At 70.4% G+C, this 19,439-nt stretch carries 15 protein-coding genes; 12 read left to right on the plus strand and 3 right to left on the minus strand.

The features are described from left to right. The first annotated feature begins 45 nt into the window (after positions 1-45). From ACWCQS_RS11115 to ACWCQS_RS11155, 9 genes are all read left to right on the plus strand, one after another. Complete coding sequence (locus ACWCQS_RS11115; protein ID WP_451004159.1) at positions 46-3,009, plus strand: M14 family zinc carboxypeptidase; 2,964 nt, start codon at positions 46-48, stop codon at positions 3,007-3,009. 343 nt (positions 3,010-3,352) lie between these two features. Further along, positions 3,353-4,360 (plus strand): type I glyceraldehyde-3-phosphate dehydrogenase, encoded by a 1,008-nt coding sequence (gene gap, locus ACWCQS_RS11120; protein ID WP_069781521.1) that lies wholly within the window; start codon positions 3,353-3,355, stop codon positions 4,358-4,360. Positions 4,361-4,505: 145 nt separating this feature from the next. Further along, positions 4,506-5,717 carry a phosphoglycerate kinase gene (locus ACWCQS_RS11125; protein ID WP_451004160.1) on the plus strand — a complete coding sequence of 404 codons (1,212 nt, stop codon included), beginning with the start codon at positions 4,506-4,508 and terminating at the stop codon, positions 5,715-5,717. Positions 5,718-5,723: 6 nt separating this feature from the next. Further along, on the plus strand, positions 5,724-6,500 hold the full coding sequence (gene tpiA, locus ACWCQS_RS11130; RefSeq protein WP_451004161.1) for a triose-phosphate isomerase: 777 nt from the start codon (positions 5,724-5,726) through the stop codon (positions 6,498-6,500). Positions 6,501-6,614: 114 nt separating this feature from the next. Further along, positions 6,615-6,845, plus strand: a complete 231-nt coding sequence (gene secG / locus ACWCQS_RS11135) for a preprotein translocase subunit SecG (protein WP_023551598.1) — start codon at positions 6,615-6,617, stop codon at positions 6,843-6,845. Between the two features lie 217 nt (positions 6,846-7,062). Next, the gene (locus ACWCQS_RS11140) at positions 7,063-7,398 is read left to right on the plus strand and encodes an RNA polymerase-binding protein RbpA (RefSeq protein WP_078066843.1); all 336 of its coding nucleotides are present in this window, start codon (positions 7,063-7,065) and stop codon (positions 7,396-7,398) included. 146 nt (positions 7,399-7,544) lie between these two features. Next, complete coding sequence (locus ACWCQS_RS11145; RefSeq protein ID WP_451004162.1) at positions 7,545-8,789, plus strand: MFS transporter; 1,245 nt, start codon at positions 7,545-7,547, stop codon at positions 8,787-8,789. A gap of 52 nt (positions 8,790-8,841) precedes the next feature. Beyond that, positions 8,842-10,494 carry a glucose-6-phosphate isomerase gene (gene pgi, locus ACWCQS_RS11150; RefSeq protein WP_451004163.1) on the plus strand — a complete coding sequence of 551 codons (1,653 nt, stop codon included), beginning with the start codon at positions 8,842-8,844 and terminating at the stop codon, positions 10,492-10,494. A gap of 87 nt (positions 10,495-10,581) precedes the next feature. Next, entirely contained in the window at positions 10,582-11,355 is a 774-nt protein-coding gene (locus ACWCQS_RS11155) for a DsbA family protein (RefSeq protein WP_451004164.1), read from the plus strand. 5 nt (positions 11,356-11,360) lie between these two features. On the opposite strand, the gene ACWCQS_RS11160 is transcribed toward ACWCQS_RS11155, so the two are convergent. Genes ACWCQS_RS11160 through ACWCQS_RS11170 form a run of 3 tightly spaced genes read right to left on the minus strand, consistent with a single transcriptional unit; the run spans position 11,361 to position 14,928 of the window. Then, positions 11,361-13,661, minus strand: coding sequence for an ABC transporter permease (locus tag ACWCQS_RS11160; RefSeq protein WP_451004165.1), 2,301 nt, complete (start codon positions 13,659-13,661; stop codon positions 11,361-11,363). A gap of 2 nt (positions 13,662-13,663) precedes the next feature. Then, on the minus strand, positions 13,664-14,416 hold the full coding sequence (locus ACWCQS_RS11165) for an ABC transporter ATP-binding protein (RefSeq protein WP_451004166.1): 753 nt from the start codon (positions 14,414-14,416) through the stop codon (positions 13,664-13,666). Continuing rightward, a complete protein-coding gene (locus ACWCQS_RS11170) occupies positions 14,413-14,928 on the minus strand; it encodes a PadR family transcriptional regulator (protein ID WP_451004167.1) in 516 nt (171 codons plus the stop codon). Before ACWCQS_RS11170 ends, ACWCQS_RS11165 begins: the two co-directional genes overlap by 4 nt. Positions 14,929-15,058: 130 nt before the next feature. Here ACWCQS_RS11170 and ACWCQS_RS11175 point away from each other — a divergent pair, with 130 nt between their 5' ends. From ACWCQS_RS11175 to ACWCQS_RS11185, 3 genes are all read left to right on the plus strand, one after another. Beyond that, on the plus strand, positions 15,059-16,330 hold the full coding sequence (locus ACWCQS_RS11175) for an ABC transporter substrate-binding protein (RefSeq protein ID WP_451004168.1): 1,272 nt from the start codon (positions 15,059-15,061) through the stop codon (positions 16,328-16,330). A 135-nt stretch (positions 16,331-16,465) separates the two neighbouring features. Beyond that, positions 16,466-18,076 carry a glycoside hydrolase family 13 protein gene (locus tag ACWCQS_RS11180; RefSeq protein WP_451004169.1) on the plus strand — a complete coding sequence of 537 codons (1,611 nt, stop codon included), beginning with the start codon at positions 16,466-16,468 and terminating at the stop codon, positions 18,074-18,076. Positions 18,077-18,104: 28 nt separating this feature from the next. Further along, complete coding sequence (locus ACWCQS_RS11185) at positions 18,105-19,430, plus strand: ABC transporter substrate-binding protein (RefSeq protein ID WP_451004170.1); 1,326 nt, start codon at positions 18,105-18,107, stop codon at positions 19,428-19,430. Positions 19,431-19,439: the final 9 nt, after the last annotated feature.

Consider the following 19,439-nt stretch of genomic DNA (forward strand, 5'->3'; position numbering starts at 1 on the left):
TGGCAACCTGTTCGCCGCTGTGGCGGACCACCGCTAGGGGGGTTCATGAGACACAGAGCGAGATCGATCCTCGCTGTCGGCGCGCTTCTGATCGGCGGAGCGAGCCTCGCACCCGTAGCCCAGGCACAGAGCGGAAGTCCGGCGAAGTCCGACCCGGACGCGGTCAAGGTCTTCCGTGCCGACGTCACCAAGCAGCAGATACCCCTGCTTCTCAAGGCCGGCCAGGACGGTGACGAACTCGCCGAGCAGGTCGGCGGAGCCGGAAAGGCCGGAAAGTCCGAGGTCGAGGTCTACCTCACCGACCACCAGGCCGCCCAACTCCGGCGACAGGGCGTCGACCTCACCGAGCACACCGTCCCGGTCAGGGCGGAGGCTCGCATCGAGAAGGCGTCCCAGGGCGTGTTCCGCCCCTACAGCGGAAGCGGCGGGCTCAAGGAGGAGATCCTGCGCACCGCTCAGGCCAACCCCCGCCTGACCAAGGTCGAGTCCATCGGCAAGACGGTGGACGGCCAGGACATCCTCGCCCTCAAGCTGACCAGGGACGCCAGGAAGACGAAGGACGGGGCCAAGCCGTCCGTGCTGTATCTGTCCAATCAGCACGCGCGCGAGTGGATCACCCCGGAGATGACCCGGCGTCTGATGCACTACTACCTGGACCGCTACAAGACCGACAAACGCATCCGGAGGATCGTCGACTCCACCGAGCTGTGGTTCGTCATCTCGGCCAACCCCGACGGCTACGACTACACGTTCAAGAACTCCACGACTCGCCTGTGGCGCAAGAACCTGCGGGACGTCAACGGCGACGGCGTCATCGGCACGGGTGACGGCGTCGACCTCAACCGCAACTTCCCCTACAAGTGGGGCTACGACGACGAGGGATCGTCCCCCGATCCGACCAGCGAGACCTACCGCGGCGCGAGCCCCGAGTCCGAGCCCGAGACCAAGGCGCTGGACGGCTTCGAGAAACGCGTCGGGTTCAGATACGCCGTCAACTACCACTCCGCCGCCGAACTCCTGCTCTACGGCGTCGGCTGGCAGGTCGCCACCCCCACCCCGGACGACGTCCTCTACAAGGCGCTCGCCGGCACCCCGGACAATCCGGCCATCCCCGGCTACCGTTCGCAGGTCTCCTCGGAGCTGTACACCACCAACGGTGAGGCGGACGGGCACGCGTCGAACGTCAACGGCATCGCGATGTTCACCCCCGAGATGTCGACCTGCCAGACCGCGTCGCAGATCGACCCGAACGACGCCTGGAAGCCCGAGGACTGCCAGTCGGTCTTCAACTTCCCCGACGACGAGAAGCTGATCCAGCAGGAGTTCACCAAGAACATCCCCTTCGCGCTCTCCGTCGCCGAGACCGCCGCGCACCCGGACCGGCCGGTCTCCGCGGTCGGGCTGAGCGCCGCCGACTTCACCCCGGCCACGTTCGCCACGTCGTACTCCCGGGGCGCGGACCAGGAGGTCTCCGTCGTCGTCCGCAAGGCGATCCGCGACAAGGAGCTGAAGTACCGCGTCGACGGCGGCCGTACGCACGACCGGGCGCTGCGGCACTGGAAGGGCGGCAGGACCTACGGCGGCCACGACGACCTGTACTTCGACGAGTACCGGGCCAGGGTGCAGGGCGGCGAGCCGGGCGACAAGGTGGAGGTCTGGTTCACCGGCGAGGAGAAGGGCGGCAAGAAGGTCTCCAGCCCGCACTTCACCTACACCGTCGCCGAGCGGCCCGAGGCCGACACGCTCGTCGTCGCCGAGGAGGGCGCGGCGGCCGCGCAGGCGCAGAAGTACGTGGACGCGGTGAGGGCGGCCGGGCACCGGGCGATCGTGTGGGACGTCGCCACGCAGGGCGCCCCGGACGCGCTCGGCGTGCTGAAGCACTTCCGCACGGTCGTGCACTACTCGGGCGCGAACGGCCCCGGCAACGCCACTCAGCTCCAGCTGCGCGCCTACCTCAACGAGGGCGGCCGGCTGATCGAGGCCGGTGAAAAGGCCGGCGGCAGCGTCGACCTCGGCGGCGGCACCCTCTCGGACGACTTCAGCCAGTACTACCTGGGCGCCTACAGCCGTACGTCGACCAAGGGGGCCACCGGCTTCACCGGCACCGGCGCCCTGGACGGCTACTCCGGCGCCCTCGGTGACGCGCCCGGGAACCCGCTGGACGAGGCCGGTACCTACGGCGTCACCTCCGACGAGCTTCCGGCGTCCGCGTACCCGCAGTTCAAGAGCGCGGGCGCGGGCCGGTTCGCCGGGGCGGTGAGCCCCTACGGGCCGTACTCCGGCTCGTACATGGCCGCCGCCGTGCACACCGACGACGCCTACAAGCGCCTCACCCGCACCATCGACCTCACCGGTGTCAGCGCCGCCGACAAGCCGGCCCTCACCACCCGGCTGTTGTGGGACACCGAGCCGGGCTACGACCACGTGGTGATCGAGGCGCACACCGTGGGCGCCGACGACTGGACCACGCTGCCGGAGGCCGGGGGCGCCACGAGGACGGCCGTGCCGGCGGACTGCGGGCAGGGATTCCTGATCGCCGAGCATCCCTGGCTGAAGCACTACCTGACGCTCGCGAACAACGCCTGCACCGCGACCGGCACGACCGGCTCCTGGAACAGCCTCACCGGCAGCTCCGGCGGCTGGCGGCAGGTCGGCTTCGACCTGAGCGCCTACGCCGGGAAGTCCGTCGAGGTCTCGATCAGCTACATCACCGACCCGGGCACCGGCGGACACGGCGTCCTCGCCGACGACGCCTCCCTCGTCGTCGGCGGGACGGCGAGGGAGACCGAGGGCTTCGAGTCGTCGCTGGGCGCCTGGCACGTGGCCGGACCGCCCGCGGGCAGCCCGCCGGTCCTGAAGGACTGGGCGCGCTCCGGGGCGCTGTTCCAGACGTACGGAGCGGTCACCACGGACCACACCGTGCTGCTCGGTTTCGGCCTGGAACAGGTGTCGTCGGCGGGCGACCGGGCAACCCTGGTGCGGAAGGCGTTCGCGGCGCTCGGCGGGTGAGGGGCGCCACGTTGACAGATCCCGCTCGCCTTGTTCCAACAGGTGAGCGGGAGCCCTCTCAACGGTGCGCGAAACGGGCCCTGATCAAGTGAGCCGACCCGCTCACGAACGAGTGAAGACGACGCGAAAACCGCCCGGCATTCCGTACTAAATACGAGTGAATCCACTGCCGTTCCGGCACGGTCCGTACCCCTACTGGCGGGTACGGACCGCCTGCCCGTGTATGGGCCATCTCGATGTCACCCCGGAGCCCTCCGGGAGGTAGGGTCGGTGGTGGTCGGGGACATCCCAAACAGAGCTCGCCGGCACCGCATGGCCGGCGTACCAACGAGGAGATCGGTTCGTGACGATCCGCGTAGGCATCAACGGCTTCGGCCGCATCGGGCGTAACTACTTCCGCGCGCTGCTGGAGCAGGGGGCGGACATCGAGGTTGTGGCTGTCAACGACCTGGGTGACACCGCGACCACCGCTCACCTGCTCAAGTACGACACGATCCTGGGTCGCCTCAAGCAGGAGGTCTCCCACACCGCCGACACCATCACGGTGGACGGGCACACCATCAAGGTGCTCTCCGAGCGCAACCCGGCGGACATTCCCTGGGGCGAGCTGGGCGTCGACATCGTCATCGAGTCGACCGGCATCTTCACCAAGAAGGAAGACGCCGCGAAGCACATCGCCGGCGGCGCCAAGAAGGTCCTCATCTCGGCTCCGGCCAAGGACGAGGACATCACCATCGTGATGGGCGTCAACCAGGACAAGTACGACCCGGCGAACCACCACGTCATCTCCAACGCCTCCTGCACCACCAACTGTGTGGCCCCGATGGCGAAGGTCCTCGACGAGAACTTCGGCATCGTCAAGGGCCTGATGACCACGGTGCACGCGTACACGAACGACCAGCGCATCCTTGACTTCCCGCACAAGGACCTGCGCCGCGCCCGTGCCGCCGCCGAGAACATCATCCCGACCACCACCGGTGCCGCGAAGGCCACCGCGCTGGTCCTGCCGCAGCTCAAGGGCAAGCTGGACGGCATCGCCATGCGCGTCCCGGTCCCGACCGGCTCGGTCACCGACTTGGTCGTGGAGCTCGGCCGCGAGGTCACCAAGGAAGAGGTCAACGCCGCCTTCCAGAAGGCCGCCGAGGGCGAGCTGAAGGGTCTCCTCGACTACACCGAGGACCCGATCGTGTCCTCCGACATCGTCAACGCCCCGGCCTCCTGCACCTTCGACTCCTCCCTGACCATGGTCCAGGAGGGCAAGAACGTGAAGGTCATCGGTTGGTACGACAACGAGTGGGGCTACTCCAACCGCCTCGTGGACCTCACGGTCTTCGTCGGCAACCAGCTCTGATCGCCGCAGACCGCGGCAGCAGGACCTTGAAGTGAGAGCAGGGCTCGGACAGCGCACCGCCGCGTTGTCCGGGCCCTGTCTCGCGTACGGACCACGTCCTTTTACGATCAGGTGCACCACGAGCCCTCCTTTGGAGTCCACCTCAATGAAGACGATCGACGAACTTCTCGCCGCCGGCGTGAGCGGCAAGCGGGTCTTCGTCCGCGCCGACCTCAACGTGCCGCTGGAGAGCGGCACCATCACCGACGACGGCCGGATCCGCGCCGTCCTGCCCACCGTCAAGGCCCTCGCGGACGCGGGCGCCAAGGTGGTTGTCGCCTCGCACCTGGGCCGCCCCAAGGGCGCCCCGGACCCCGCCTTCTCCCTCGCGCCGGCCGCCTCCCGCCTGGGTGAACTCCTCGGCTCCGCCGTGGCCTTCGCGACCGACACCGTGGGCCCCTCCGCCCAGGACACGGTCGCGGGCCTCACCGACGGCCAGGTCGCCGTACTGGAGAACCTGCGCTTCAACCCCGGCGAGACCAGCAAGGAGGAGAGCGAGCGCGGCGCCTTCGCCGACCAGCTCGCCGCCCTCGCCGACGTCTACGTCGGTGACGGCTTCGGTGCCGTGCACCGCAAGCACGCCTCCGTCTACGACCTGCCGAAGCGGCTTCCGCACTATGCCGGCCACCTCATCGCCACCGAGGTCGGCGTCCTGAAGAAGCTCACCGAGGACGTCAAGCGCCCGTACGTCGTCGCGCTCGGCGGCGCCAAGGTCTCCGACAAGCTCGCCGTCATCGACCAGCTGCTCGGCAAGGCCGACCGGCTGCTCATCGGCGGCGGCATGGCCTACACCTTCCTCAAGGCCAAGGGCTACGAGGTCGGCATCTCCCTCCTGCAGGAGGACCAGATCCCGGCCGTCACCGAGTACATGGAGCGCGCCGAGAAGCAGGGCGTCGAGCTCGTGCTCCCCGTCGACGTCCTCGTCTCGCCGGAGTTCCCGGACCTGAAGACCAAGGCCCCGGCCAACCCCACGACCGTCGACGCGGACAAGATCCCCGCCGACCAGGAGGGCCTGGACATCGGTCCGAAGACCCGAGAGTTGTACGCCTCGAAGCTCGCCGACGCCGCCACCGTGTTCTGGAACGGTCCCATGGGCGTCTTCGAGCACCCCGACTACGCCGAGGGCACCAAGGCGGTCGCCCAGGCCCTCGTCGACTCGAACGGCTTCACCGTCGTCGGCGGCGGTGACTCGGCCGCGGCCGTGCGTACGCTCGGTTTCGACGAGAACGCATTCGGCCACATCTCGACCGGTGGCGGCGCCTCCCTCGAATACCTCGAGGGCAAGACGCTCCCCGGCCTCGCCGCACTGGAGGACTGACCCCGCATGACCACTCGCACGCCGCTGATGGCGGGCAACTGGAAGATGAACCTCAACCACCTCGAGGCCATCGCGCACGTCCAGAAGCTCGCCTTCGCCCTGGCCGACAAGGACTACGAGGCCGTCGAGGTCGCCGTCCTGCCTCCCTTCACCGACCTGCGCTCCGTGCAGACCCTGGTCGACGGCGACAAGCTCAAGATCAAGTACGGCGCCCAGGACATCTCGCAGCACGACTCCGGCGCCTACACCGGCGAGATCTCGGGTCCGATGCTGGCGAAGCTGAAGTGCACGTACGTGGTCATCGGCCACTCCGAGCGCCGCCAGTACCACAACGAGACCGACGAGATCGTCAACACCAAGGTCAAGGCGGCCTACAAGCACGGCCTGACCCCGATCCTGTGTGTCGGCGAGGAGCTGGACGTCCGCGAGGCGGGCAACCACGTCACCCACACCCTCGCCCAGGTCGAGGGCGGTCTGAAGGACCTCCCGGCCGAGCAGGCCGAGACCGTCGTGATCGCCTACGAGCCGGTGTGGGCCATCGGCACCGGCAAGGTCTGCGGCGCAGAGGACGCCCAGGAGGTCTGCGCCGCCATCCGCGCCAAGCTCGCCGAGCTGTACTCGCAGGACGTGGCCGACAAGATCCGCATCCAGTACGGCGGCTCCGTGAAGTCCGGCAACGTCGCCGAGATCATGGCGCAGGCCGACATCGACGGCGCCCTGGTCGGAGGCGCCTCGCTGGACGCCGACGAGTTCGTCAAGATCGTGCGGTTCCGCGATCAGTGACGCACGCCGTGAGTAGGCGGTAGCGGCGATACGTCGTACCCTTGCGGGGGCACAGCCGAGATGCTGTGCCCCCGTCGTCCATCCGAATCCGAGGAAGTTGGTCCAGCCGTGGTTTTGGGGTTCTCGATCGCCCTGATCGTCTTCAGCCTGCTGCTGATGCTGCTGGTGCTGATGCACAAGGGGAAGGGCGGCGGCCTCTCCGACATGTTCGGTGGCGGCATGCAGTCCTCTGTCGGCGGCTCCTCCGTCGCCGAGCGCAACCTGGACCGGATCACCATCGTGGTCGGCCTGCTGTGGTTCGCGTGCATCATCGTCCTCGGCATCCTGATGAAGACGAACAGCTGACACCCGCACAGCACCCACATCACGCATATTCGGCACGTATGGCCCCATGTTCGGTACGCGCTCCTGGGCGCGGCCTATCATGGGGCTTGCGTCTAGGATCGGGGCCCTTGTAACTCCAATCACTGGACGCGCGTTGGGCCTTACGTAGACTGAGGCGCTCGCGGCGAAGCGAAACGCCGACTCGCTTCGCGGCACCATCACGCAGGGAGTTACGACCGTGGCAAGTGGCAACGCGATCCGAGGAAGCCGGGTCGGGGCGGGGCCGATGGGCGAGGCCGAGCGCGGCGAGTCCGCGCCGCGGCTGCGCGTCTCCTTCTGGTGCTCCAACGGGCACGAGACGCAGCCGAGCTTCGCCAGCGACGCGCAGGTTCCCGACACCTGGGACTGCCCGCGCTGCGGCTTCCCGGCCGGTCAGGACCGGGACAACCCGCCGGACCCACCGCGCACCGAGCCGTACAAGACGCATCTCGCGTACGTACGGGAGCGGCGCAGCGACGCGGACGGCGAGGCGATTCTCGCCGAGGCGCTCGCCAAACTGCGGGGCGAAATCTAGCACTTGACACCGGCCGGGCGCCTCGAGGTGCCCGGCCGGAGCCGTATCCGCCCGCCGGCGGCCGGTCGATTGTCAGTGCCTCCCTCTACCTTGTGTCCATGGGCGCATGGTGAGGGGGAGCTGTGGCGACGGTCGAGGAAGGGCGCGTGACGGCGCCCGGTTGGCGTGGGGGATTCGGGCGGCTGTGGACGGCCGCCGTGGTCTCCCGGTTCGGGGACGCGTTACGGACCTCCGCCCTGCCCCTGCTCGCGGTGCGGCTCAGCGACGAACCCCTGGTCATCGCCTCGGTGACGGCCTGCGGCTATGTGCCGTGGCTGCTGTTCGGGCTGCTCGGCGGGGCCGTGGCCGACCGGGTCGACCAACGCCGGGCGATGTGGGCCGTGGACACGGTCCGTGGCCTGCTGGTGGCCGCGTTCGCCGTCGTCGTGGGACTCGGCCACGCCTCGATCCCGCTGCTGCTCGCCCTCGCCTTCGCGCTGACCACGCTCCAGACCCTCTTCGACAACGCCGCCACGGCCCTGCTGCCCGCGCTCGTGGACCGTGCGGCCCTGGGCGGCGCCAACGCCCGGCTGATGACCGGACAGCAGATCGCCGGCGGTCTGCTCGCCGCCCCGCTGGTGCCGCTGCTGCTGACGGCGGGCGCCTTCATGCCGTTCGCGGCCGACGCGAGCACCTTCCTGGCCGCCGCCGCCCTGGTGGCGTCCCTGCGGATACGTCCGCCGGAGCGCGAGCCGCACCCGGCCGGCAGCACCCTGCGGACGGAGATCGCGGCGGGCCTGCGCGCCCTGTGGGGCGACCGGGCACTGCGCGCGACCTGCATGGCCACGCTGCTGTGCAACATCGGCATGGGCGCCCTGATCGCCACCCTTGCGCTGCACGTGACGCGCTGGCTGGACGCGGGGAACACCGGATACGCGGCCGCGATGACGGCATTCTCGGTCGGCAGCATCACCGGCGGATTCCTCGCCCAGCGCCTCGCGCGCCGCACCGGCCGGGTGCGGGCACTCCTGGTCGCCGGCAGCGTCCAGACCTCGTCCCTGCTGCTCATCGGATCCGTCCGGCACCTGACCGCGCTCGCCACCGGCATGCTGCTGCTCGGCGCCATGAACATGGTGTGGAACGTCAACCAGGTCACTCTGATGCAGCAGCGCAGCCCCGAGGCGATGGTGGGCCGTATCGCCTCCGCGTTCCGCACGTCCTCCACGTCCGGCGCCCCGCTCGGCGCGCTCCTCGGCGGAGTGGCGGCGCGGACGTACGGACTGAACGGTCCGGCGCTGCTCGCCGCCGTTCTTTTCGCCCTCGCCGTCACCTCGCTGATACCGGCCCGCAAGGCGGACGTACCTGTTGTTGCGCCGGGCGACGACGTCACGACGGCTCGTGCCGCGCGCTGATCAAATAGGTTGGAACAGCTGGGACAGGCACGAAAGAAGGCGGAAGTCGGAAATGAACGCAGACGGCCGTACCAGGCTCAACCAGACGCCCGAATGGACCGCGCTCGCCAAGCACCGGGAGGAGCTGGCCGACACCCATCTCAGGGAGCTGTTCGCCGGCGATCCCGGACGCGGCGAGGGGTACACGCTTCAGGTCGGCGATCTGTACCTCGACTACTCGAAGCACCTGGTCACCGACGAGACGCTGCGGTTGCTGCGCGAGCTGGCCGCCGCCACGGACGTGTTCGGCCTGCGGGACGCCATGTTCCGCGGCGAGAAGATCAATGTCACCGAGAACCGTGCGGTCCTGCACACCGCGCTGCGCGCCCCGCGGGACGCGGTGATCGAGGTCGACGGGGAGAACGTCGTCCCGAAGGTGCACGCCGTCCTCGACAAGATGAGCGACTTCGCCGGCCGCGTCCGCTCCGGCGTGTGGACCGGCCACACCGGCAGGCGCATCAAGAACGTGGTCAACGTCGGCATCGGCGGCTCCGACCTGGGCCCCGCGATGGCCTACGAGGTGCTGCGCAGCTTCACCGACCGCGCTCTGACGGTCCGCTTCGTCTCCAACGTGGACGGCGCCGACCTGCACGAGGCCACCCGGGACCTGGACCCGGCCGAGACGCTGTTCATCATCGCGTCGAAGACCTTCACCACCATCGAGACCATCACCAACGCCACCTCCGCGCGGACGTGGCTGGTGGACGGGCTCGGTGACGACTCGGCGGTCGCCAAGCACTTCGTGGCGCTGTCCACGAACGCCGAGAAGGTCACCGAGTTCGGCATCGACCCGGACAACATGTTCGAGTTCTGGGACTGGGTCGGCGGCCGGTACTCGTACGACTCCGCGATCGGCCTGTCCCTGATGATCGCGATCGGACCCGACCGGTTCCGCGAGATGCTCGACGGCTTCCGGCTGGTCGACGACCATTTCCGCACCGCACCCGCCGAGGCCAACGCACCTCTGCTGCTGGGCCTGTTGGGCATCTGGTACGACAATTTCCACGACGCCCAGTCGCACGCCGTCCTGCCGTACAGCCACTATCTGTCGAAGTTCACCGCCTACCTCCAGCAGCTCGACATGGAGTCCAACGGCAAGTACGTGGCGCGGGACGGCCGGCCGGTCGAGTGGCAGACCGGGCCGGTGGTGTGGGGCACGCCGGGCACCAACGGGCAGCACGCCTACTACCAGTTGATCCACCAGGGCACCAAGCTCATCCCGGCGGACTTCATCGGCTTCGCCGAGCCGGTGGGCGAGCTGAGTGACCAACTCAAGGCCCAGCACGATCTGTTGATGGCCAACTTCTTCGCCCAGACCCAGGCGCTGGCCTTCGGCAAGACGGCCGAGGAGGTCCGCGCGGAGGGCGTGCCCCAGGAGCTGGTCGCGCACAAGACCTTCCAGGGCAACCGGCCGACGACGACCATCCTGGCCAAGGAGCTCACCCCGTCCGTCCTCGGCCAGCTGGTCGCGCTCTACGAACACAAGGTGTTCGTGCAGGGCGCGGTGTGGAACATCGACTCCTTCGACCAGTGGGGCGTGGAGCTGGGCAAGGTGCTGGCCAAGCGGGTCGAGCCGGCGTTGACCGAGGGCGCGGAGGTGCCCGGCCTCGACGCCTCCACCAAGACGCTGGTCGCCAAGTACAGGCAGCTGCGCGGCCGGAGCTGATCCCCGCCCGAGCCGCCGCGGCAGAGCTCTCTGTGTGCCCGCTGTACGCATCCCATAGGGTTGGGCGACTTCAGGGGAGGAAGGCGCATGGTGCACAGAGGGTTCGCCGCGGCGGTCGCGGTGGCCGTGGTGGGGATGTCGGCGGTGGGCTGCGGCAGCGGCGACCCGTCGGCGGAGGGCAGGAGCGGCCGGTCGTCCGCCACGACGGAGGCCGCGCCGGCCTACTCCGGGCTGTCCCAGGTGCCGGAGCGGCTGGGGAGCGACGGCACGACCATCATGGTCGGGGACCCCGCCGCCCCGGTGACCGTGCACCTGTACGAGGACCCGCGGTGCCCGGTGTGCAAGCAGTTCGAGACCACCGGCGGTGCCGCGCGGCTGCGCGAGGCGACCATCCGGCGGCAGGCCGAGACCAAGTACACCCTGGCCTCCTTCCTGGACGGCCGGCTCGGCGGCTCGGGTTCCGCAAAGGCGGTCAACGCGCTGCGGGCCGCGCTGGACAAGGACAGGTTCGCCGAGTACCACGACGTGCTCTACGCCCACCAGCCCGCCGAGAGCGTCGACGGGTTCACCGACGCCTGCCTTCTCAAGCTGGCCGCGCGGGTCCCGGGGCTGCGCGGGCCGGACTTCGACTCGGCGGTGCGGACCATGAAGTACCGCTCGTTCGTCACCCGGGCCGAGAAGGCCTACGAAGACGCGGGCGGAGCGCAGGACCCCCGGGGGCCCGGCACCCCCACCGCCGAGATCAACGACGTGCGTATACCGCCCGAGTACAACGCCGTGCTGTTCGACGCGGACGCCTTCGCCGGTCTGCTCACCAAGATCCGGGCACACCCCGAGGAGTGGCAGCCGATGACTCCCTGACCCGGTCAGGCCACCGCGCTCAGCGTGTCCGCGAGCCGTCTGCGGGCGGCACGGCCCGCCGGCAGCGCGGACAGCAGAGCGGCACCCAGGACCGCGGCGAGGCCGACCGACAGCAGCAGCACCGGCGACGGGGACTGGGCGATCCCGGCGCCGATGCCGCTGGAACTGCCCTGGGCGTCGATGAGCCGGCGGCCCAGCGGCAGCCCCAGCGCCGTGCCGGCGATCACCGCGGCCAGGGCGGTACAGCTCGTCGCCGTGACGGTGATCGCGGTGATCTGACGCGGTGACATGCCGATCGCCTTCAGCGCCAGCACATCCCGCTCGCCCTCCCGGACGCTGCCGCCGATCGCGGTGAGCAGCTCGACCAGACCGATCAGAGCCAGCACGGCGATCAGCCCGGCGACGACCGCGCGCAGCGGGGACAGGCCGTCGGCCGGGTTCGTCACCGTGTGCACGTCGAGGTGGCCGTGGCCGGCCCGGGCGAGGGTGGCGGCCACGTGCTGCGGGGCGGTGCCGGGGCGCAGCCGCAGTTCGTAGAAGGCGGGGGTCAGCGCAGGGTCGTTCTCGCGGAGGGTGTCCAGGGAGGTGGTCACCACCCGGCCGGCGTTCTGCGGTTCGATGCTGCGGCCCACGATGTGCAGGATCTGCGGCCGGTCGCCCACGGTCATACGCACCCAGTCACCGACCCGGGCGTGCAGCAGGTCCAGCAGGCCCTGGCCGGCCACCGCCTCGTCCGGTCCGCGTGCGGCCCGGCCCTCGGCGAGGGCGTAGGGGTAGGGCTCGGCGCGGGTGCCGACGCCACGCAGCGCGATCGTGCCGGTCTGACCGGGGACCAGTGCGGCGACCTCGACGCCGGGATAGGCGGCGGCGACCCGGTGATCGCCGGTGAGCAGGGCCCGTACGTCGGATGCGTCCAGATCGCCGTCGGAGCGGACCGTCAGGGCCGTCGGCAGACCCATGCGGTCCGGGCTGTGGTGGAAGCGGTCGATCGTGGTCCAGGCGCTGAGCGCCACCACGATCAGCAGCAGCGGCAGCGTCAGCCGGGCCACGGTGGCCAGTGAGCGGCCGCGCCCCGTGAACGCCTTGTGGCAGCCGAGGACCAGCGCGGCCGGCAGCCGCAGCCCGAGCGCCCGCCGGGCCGGTCCGGTCAGCCGGCCGCCGGCCGGTGCGGCCGGGCGCGGCACCGGAACCGGCGGCACCCGCCCGGCCCGCCACGCCGCGAGCCCCGTGGTCAGGCCGATGAACAGGACCGCGCCCACGGGCACCACGAGCAGCGCCACGGTGTGCCCCGGCAACCCCTGCCACACGCCCACGGCGTCACCGAGCCGGCCGGGGATCCGGCGGCCCAGGGCATCGGTGAGCGCCGCGGCGGCCACCGAGCCGAGCAGCGCGTACGCCAGGTGCTGGAGCAGGAAGATCCGGACTACCTGACCGGGTGTGAAGCCGATCGCCTTCAGTACCGAGATGTCCCGCAGATGCCCGCGGATGCGGGTGGCGATCGCACCGTGCACGGCGAACCCCGCGGCGATCAGGGCGCCGAGACCGAACAGGCCGAGCACTTGGCCGAGGAGCCGGTTGTCGCCCTGGGCCGCGGCGCGCGCCTGCTGCCAGGTGGAGACCTCGCCGACCGCGCCCGCACCCAGCACCGTGACGGCCCGCTGCACCGCGTAGTCCGTGTCGCCCGGGTCGCCGAGGCGCAGCCCGATCACCTGGCCGCCGGGAGCACGTACGGCGGCGGGCAGCGCCCACACCAGCCCCGGCTGCTCGCCCGCGCTGTAACGGGGCTCGGCGCTGTCCGCGATGCCCTCGACGGTCAGGGCGCGGGCGGTACCGGGCAGGGTGAGGGTGTCCCCGGGCTCCGCCAGCAGCGCCCGGGCCAGGCTGCTCTCCAGCACCACGCCGTCCGGTTCGGCCGGATCCAGCCAGTGCCCGGCGGTGAGCAGCGGCCGGCCGACAGTGGGCAGCTCGGGGGTGCCGCGCAGCTCCACGGAGGCGCGGGTGCCGCGTACGGCGACGGTGGCGGACTCGGTGCGGTAGGGGCCGGCCACGGCCTCGACACCGGCCAGCCGGGCCAGCCCGCGGGCGTCGGCCGACGGCACGGTGTGGATCCACACGTGTGCCCCGCGGGCCTGTGTGAAGACGCGCTGCCAGGGGTTGGTGGCGTATCCGAACAGGGCGGTGGCCAGCAGCAGCGAGACGACGATCCCGGCGGTGGCCAGCACGAGGAACAGCGCTTCACCACGGTGGGTGCGCAGGTCCGAGTGCGCCCAGCGCAGGGTGGCTCGTACGTCCCGGAGATCCAGCACCGTCAGTCCCTCAGCTCCAGTACGCCCGAGATCCCCGGCTTCCTGGGCGGCGGGGTGCCGTCCAGGGCGGCGTCGTCGGCTATCCGGCCGTCGAAGAAGCTGATCACGCGGTCGGCGGCGCTGGCCAGCCGGGCATCGTGCGTGACCAGCACGATCGTCTGGCCCCGTCCGTGGAAGCGGGACAGCAGCCGCATGACCTCGCGCGTGCCCTTGCTGTCCAGGCTGCCGGCGGGCTCGTCGGCCAGCAGCAGCGGGGGATGGTTGACCAGGGCCCGGGCGAGCGCGACCCGCTGCTGTTCGCCGCCGGACAGCTCGCCCGGCATGCTGCGCTCCTTGCCGGTGAGCCCCAGCTCGGCCAGCAGCTCCTCACGCTCGGCGCGGGCCTTCTTCGGCGGGACGCCGGCGAGCAGGGCGGGCAGCTCGACGTTGTCGGCGACGGACAGGTTCGACACCAGGTTGAAGAACTGGAACACGATCCCGATGGCCTTGCGGCGCTCCACCGCCCAGCGCGCCTCGCTGAAGGAGTCCGTGCACCGGCCGTCCAGCCAGATGCTGCCCTCGTCGGGGCGCTGCAGTCCGCCGAGCAGATGCAGCAGCGTCGACTTGCCGGCGCCGGACGGGCCGGTGATCGCCACGAACTCGCCCCGCGCCACGGACAGGTCGACCCCGCGTACGGCATGCGCGGGCGCGCCCTCGCCGTGATGGGTCTTCACCAGACCCGCGGCGCGCAGCACCGCAGTGCCGTCCGTGCTCACTGAAGGTCCTCCAGTTCCTCCTGGCACCGCTCCAGCCAGTCGAGGTCGGCCTGCAGATGCAGCATCGCGCCCTCGATGAGCAGATGGGCGATGCGGTTGTCCCGGTTCTCGGCCGCGGCCAGCTTCGACAGGTTGCGCATGGTGTTGAGGTACTGGCGCCGCTGCCGGTTGATGAGGCCGATCTGGTCGGTGAGACCGGTCTGCGGGGCGAGGGCGAGCTTCATGAAGAACTCGTCCCGCACCCGCGGCTCGTCCTCGGTCTCCTCGAACCAGGCGTGCAGCGCCTCCCGCCCGGCGTCGGTGAGGTGGTAGACCTTCTTGTTGGGCCGGCTGGACTGCTCGACGTCCTCGCCCTCGATCAGTCCCGACTTCTCGAGGCGGCCGAGGGTGACGTAGATCTGGCCGACGTTGGGCTGAGGGTACGCGGAGCCCAGCAGTTGCTCAAGGTCCTGCTTCAGCTCATAGCCGTGGGCCGGGCCGCGGGCGAGGAGTGCCAGGAGGGGCAGGCGCACTCGTGCTCTCCTCCTAGTCTGCGTAATGTGCTCCAGGCCCTAGTATCGCCCATACCTAACAGGTATACATGGCCTCTGACTCCCGGGCGAGGGTGCCCGGAGCCGTGTGTACGTGTTCAGGGAGGAACCTATGCGGTGGATGCGCGCCGCCGGTAGGGGCCTCCTCGTTCTCGCCGTGACCATGACCGGGTACGTCGCCTCCGGCGCCCATGCCGACGAGGCCGCGGGCGACGGCCGCGGCCCGCTCACCCTGGCCACCGCCGGCGATCTCACCGGCTATCTCGCCCCCCTGCTGCAGGGCTGGAACCGCACTCACCCCGGCGAGAAGGTCACCCTCGTCGAGCTACCGGACTCCGCCGACGAGACCCACGCCCAGATGACCACCGACCTGCGCGGCGGCGACCGGGGCCGGTTCGACGTCCTCAACATCGACGTCAACTGGACCTCGGAGTTCGCGGCGGCCGGCTGGATCCGCCCGCTGCCGCGCGACCGCTTCCCGCTGAAGAGCTTTCTGCCGCCGGTCGTGGACACGGCCACCTACGACGGCCGGCTGTACGCGGTGCCGTACGTCACGAATGCCGGACTTCTCCTGTATCGCAAGGACATCCTCGCCAAGGAGGGCGTACCGCCGCCGCGCACCTGGGCCGAGCTGGAGCACGACGCGAGGACCATCGCGCCCAAGTACGGACTCGGCGGCTACGCGGGCCAGTTCCTGCCCTACGAGGGCCTCACCGTGAACGCGGCCGAGGCCGTCTACTCGGCGGGCGGCACGATCCTCGGCGGCGAGGGCACCCGGGTCACCGTCGACTCCTCCGCCGCCCGCGAGGGCATCGGCTTCCTCGCCCGTGGCGTCCGCGAGGGCTGGATACCCAAGGCGGCGCTGACGTACAAGGAGGAGGAGTCCAAGCAGGCCTTCCAGGACGGCAGGCTGCTCTTCCTGCGCAACTGGCCCTACGCCTACGTCGTCGCCTCCGCCAAGGGTTCCAAGGTCGCAGGGAAGATCGGCGCCGTACCACTGCCCGGACCCGACGGACCGGGGACCAGTGTGCTCGGCGGCTCCAACCTGGCCGTCAACTCCCATACCCCGCACCCCGATTCGGCCGCCCGGCTGATCGCCTATCTCACCAGTGCGCCCGTCCAGCGCCAGGTGCTCACCCGCGGTGCGCTGCCTCCGGTGCGTGCCGCGCTCTACGAGGACCCCGGACTCGTACGGCGCTTCCCCTATCTGCCGACCCTGCGCACCGCCGTGCTCACCGCCCGGCCGCGCCCCAAGAGCCCGCACTACGACCAGGTCAGCCTGGTGGTGCAGGCCGTGATGCAGGACGCGCTCACCGGGCGCCAGACGCCCGAGCAGGCCGTGCGCCGGCTCGCGCGCGAGCTCGACGCGATCGCCCGCCGATAGTTACCTGTTAAGTAACGCGCAGATCTCATCTCGGTGCGCGATGCCCCGTTAAGTCCATATTCGCGCACCCAACTCCCCGGTAGCTTGCGTTCTTTTCGTTGACACCCTCACGACACGCCTACCTAACATGCATGCATGCTGAGTAAGTACCACTGGTGGCGTGACGCGGTGATCTACCAGGTCTACGTCCGCAGCTTTCTCGACAGCACCGGCGACGGCGTCGGCGATCTGGCCGGCGTCCGGGCCGGGCTGCCGTACCTGAAGAAGCTGGGCGTCGACGGGATCTGGCTGAGCCCGTTCTATCCCTCGCCGCAGCACGACCACGGCTACGACGTGGCCGACTACTGCGGGGTCGACCCGCTCTTCGGCGACCTCGCCGAGTTCGACCTGCTGACGGCCGCCGCGCACCGGCTCGGCATCAAGGTGCTCCTCGACATCGTCCCCAACCACTGCTCCAGCGAGCACCCGTGGTTCCGCGAGGCGCTGGACAGCGAGCCCGGCAGCCCCGCCCGCGCCCGCTTCCACTTCGCCGACGGCCGCGGCCCGGACGGCGGCGAGCCGCCCAACAACTGGCACGCCATGTTCGGCGGTCCGGCCTGGACCAGGGTCGCCGACGGCCAGTGGTACCTGCACATGTTCACGCCCGAGCAGCCCGACTGGAACTGGCGCACCCCCGAGGTCGCCGCCGAGTTCGACCGCGTCCTGCGCTTCTGGCTGGACCGGGGCGTCGACGGCTTCCGCATCGACGTCGCCGCCGGCCTCTACAAGCACCCTGCACTGCCCGACTCCGACGACCCCGAGGCCGACGCCCGCACCCGCGACTCGGTCAACCCCCTCGCCTGGAACCAGCCCGAGGTGCACGAGGTGTGGCGCCGGTGGCGCGCCCTGTGCGAGGAGTACACCGCACGCGACGGCCGCGAACGCCTCCTGGTCGGCGAGGTCTCCGTCCCCACCGCCCGCGAACACGCCCAATACGTCCGCCCCGACGAACTCCACCAGGCATTCTTCTTCGACCTGCTCGGCGCCCCCTGGGACGCCGACGCCTTCCGCAAGGTCATCTCCGAGGCCATGCAGGACATCGCCGGCACCGGCTCCACGGTCACCTGGGTCCTCAACAACCACGACCAGGTCCGCACCGTCACCCGCTACGGCGAACCCGCCCCCGAGGGCAGCGGCCTCGGCGCCGCCCGCGCCCGCGCCGCCGCGCTGCTGATGCTGGCCCTGCCCGGAGCCGCGTACATCTACCAGGGCGAGGAACTGGGCCTGCCCGAGGTCGTCGACCTGCCCGACGACGTCCTCACCGACCCCATATTCCGCCGCACCGGAAGCCGCGCCCGCATCCGTGACGGCTGCCGGGTGCCGCTGCCCTGGTCCGGCCAGGCCTCCCCGTTCGGCTTCACCTCCGGTGTCGAGGGGGTGAAGCCCTGGCTGCCCCAGCCGGACTACTTCGCCGAGTACGCCACCGACCGCGCCCTCGCCGACACCCGCTCCTTCTGGCACCTGTACCGCGACGGACTCCAACTCAGGCGCTCCCTGCCGCAGTTGGGCGAGGGTGCCCTGAGCTGGCTGGACACCCCGCCCGGCGTCCTCGCCTTCACCCGCGGCGACGGCCTGGTCTGCGCCGTCAACTTCGGCACGGCTCCCACGCCCGCCCCCGTCTCCGGCACCCCTCTGCTCTCCAGCGGCTCCTGCCCGGCCGGCGTGCTGCCCGGCGCCACGGCCGCCTGGTGGCTCAGCGACCTGTGATCAACCACCTCTCGAAGGGACATCGACGATGATGCGACGCCGTACCACCCTGCTCACCAGCTGCACCGCCCTCGCCCTGGCGCTCGGCGCGACCGCCTGCGGCGGCGGCCCCGTCTCGGCCGGCGGCGGCGACAAGGCGCTCAGCGGCCAGACCGTCACCGTGGCCGGCGTCTGGACCGGCAGCGAGCAGAAGAACTTCCAGAAGGTCCTGGACGCGTTCACCGCCAAGACCGGCGCCAAGACGCAGTTCATCTCCACCGGCGACAACGTCTCCACCGTCGTCGGCAGCAAGATCGAGGGCGGCAACGCGCCCGACGTCGTGATGGTCCCGCAGGTCGGCGTCCTGCAGCAGTTCGCCAAGAAGGGCTGGCTCAAGTCGCTGTCCCCGACCGCCCAGCAGACGATCACCGCCGACTACGCGCCCGTGTGGAAGAAGTACGGCAGCGTCGACGGCACCCTGTACGGCCTGTACTTCAAGGCCGCCCACAAGTCCACCGTCTGGTACAGCCCCGACGCGCTCACCCAGGCCGGGGTCAAGCCGCCGAAGACGTACGACGAGCTGCTCAAGGCCGGCCACACCGTCTCCGACTCCGGGCTCGCCGCCTTCTCCGTCGCCGGTGAGGACGGCTGGACCCTCACCGACTGGTTCGAGAACATCTACCTCTCCCAGGCGGGCCCCGAGAAGTACGACGCCCTCGCCGCCCACCAGCTGAAGTGGACCGACCCCTCCGTCGTCAAGGCGCTCACCACCCTCGGCAAGCTGTTCAAGGACAAGCAGCTGATCGCGGGCGGCCAGAAGGAGGCCCTGAACACCGACTTCCCGAGCTCGGTGGAGAAGGTGTTCGGGCCCAAGCCCGAGGCCGGCATGGTCTACGAGGGCGACTTCGTGGCCGGGGTCGCGCACGACCAGTTCGGCAAGACGATCGGCAAGGACGCGAACTTCTTCCCGTTCCCGGCGGTCGACGGCGGCACGGCACCGGTCGTCAGCGGCGGTGACGCGGCCGTGGTGCTGAAGGACGGGAAGAACGCCAAGGCCGGCATGAAGCTCCTGGAGTACCTGGCGAGCCCCGAGGCGGCCGCCGTGTGGGCGAAGGCGGGCGGCTTCCTGTCCCCGAACAAGAAGCTCGACCTCGCCTCCTACGGCGACGACGTCGCCCGCGCCACCGCCAAGTCCCTGATCGACGCGGGCGACTCGGTCCGCTTCGACATGTCCGACCAGGCCCCGGCGGCCTTCGGCGGCACCAAGGGCGCCGGCGAGTGGAAGCTCCTCCAGGACTTCCTGCGCGACCCGTCCGACCCGAAGGGCACCGCGGCGAAGCTGGAGTCCGCGGCGGCCAAGGCCTACCAGGGCTGACCGGCAGCG

It is taken from the genome of Streptomyces sp. NPDC002076 (assembly GCF_053593835.1).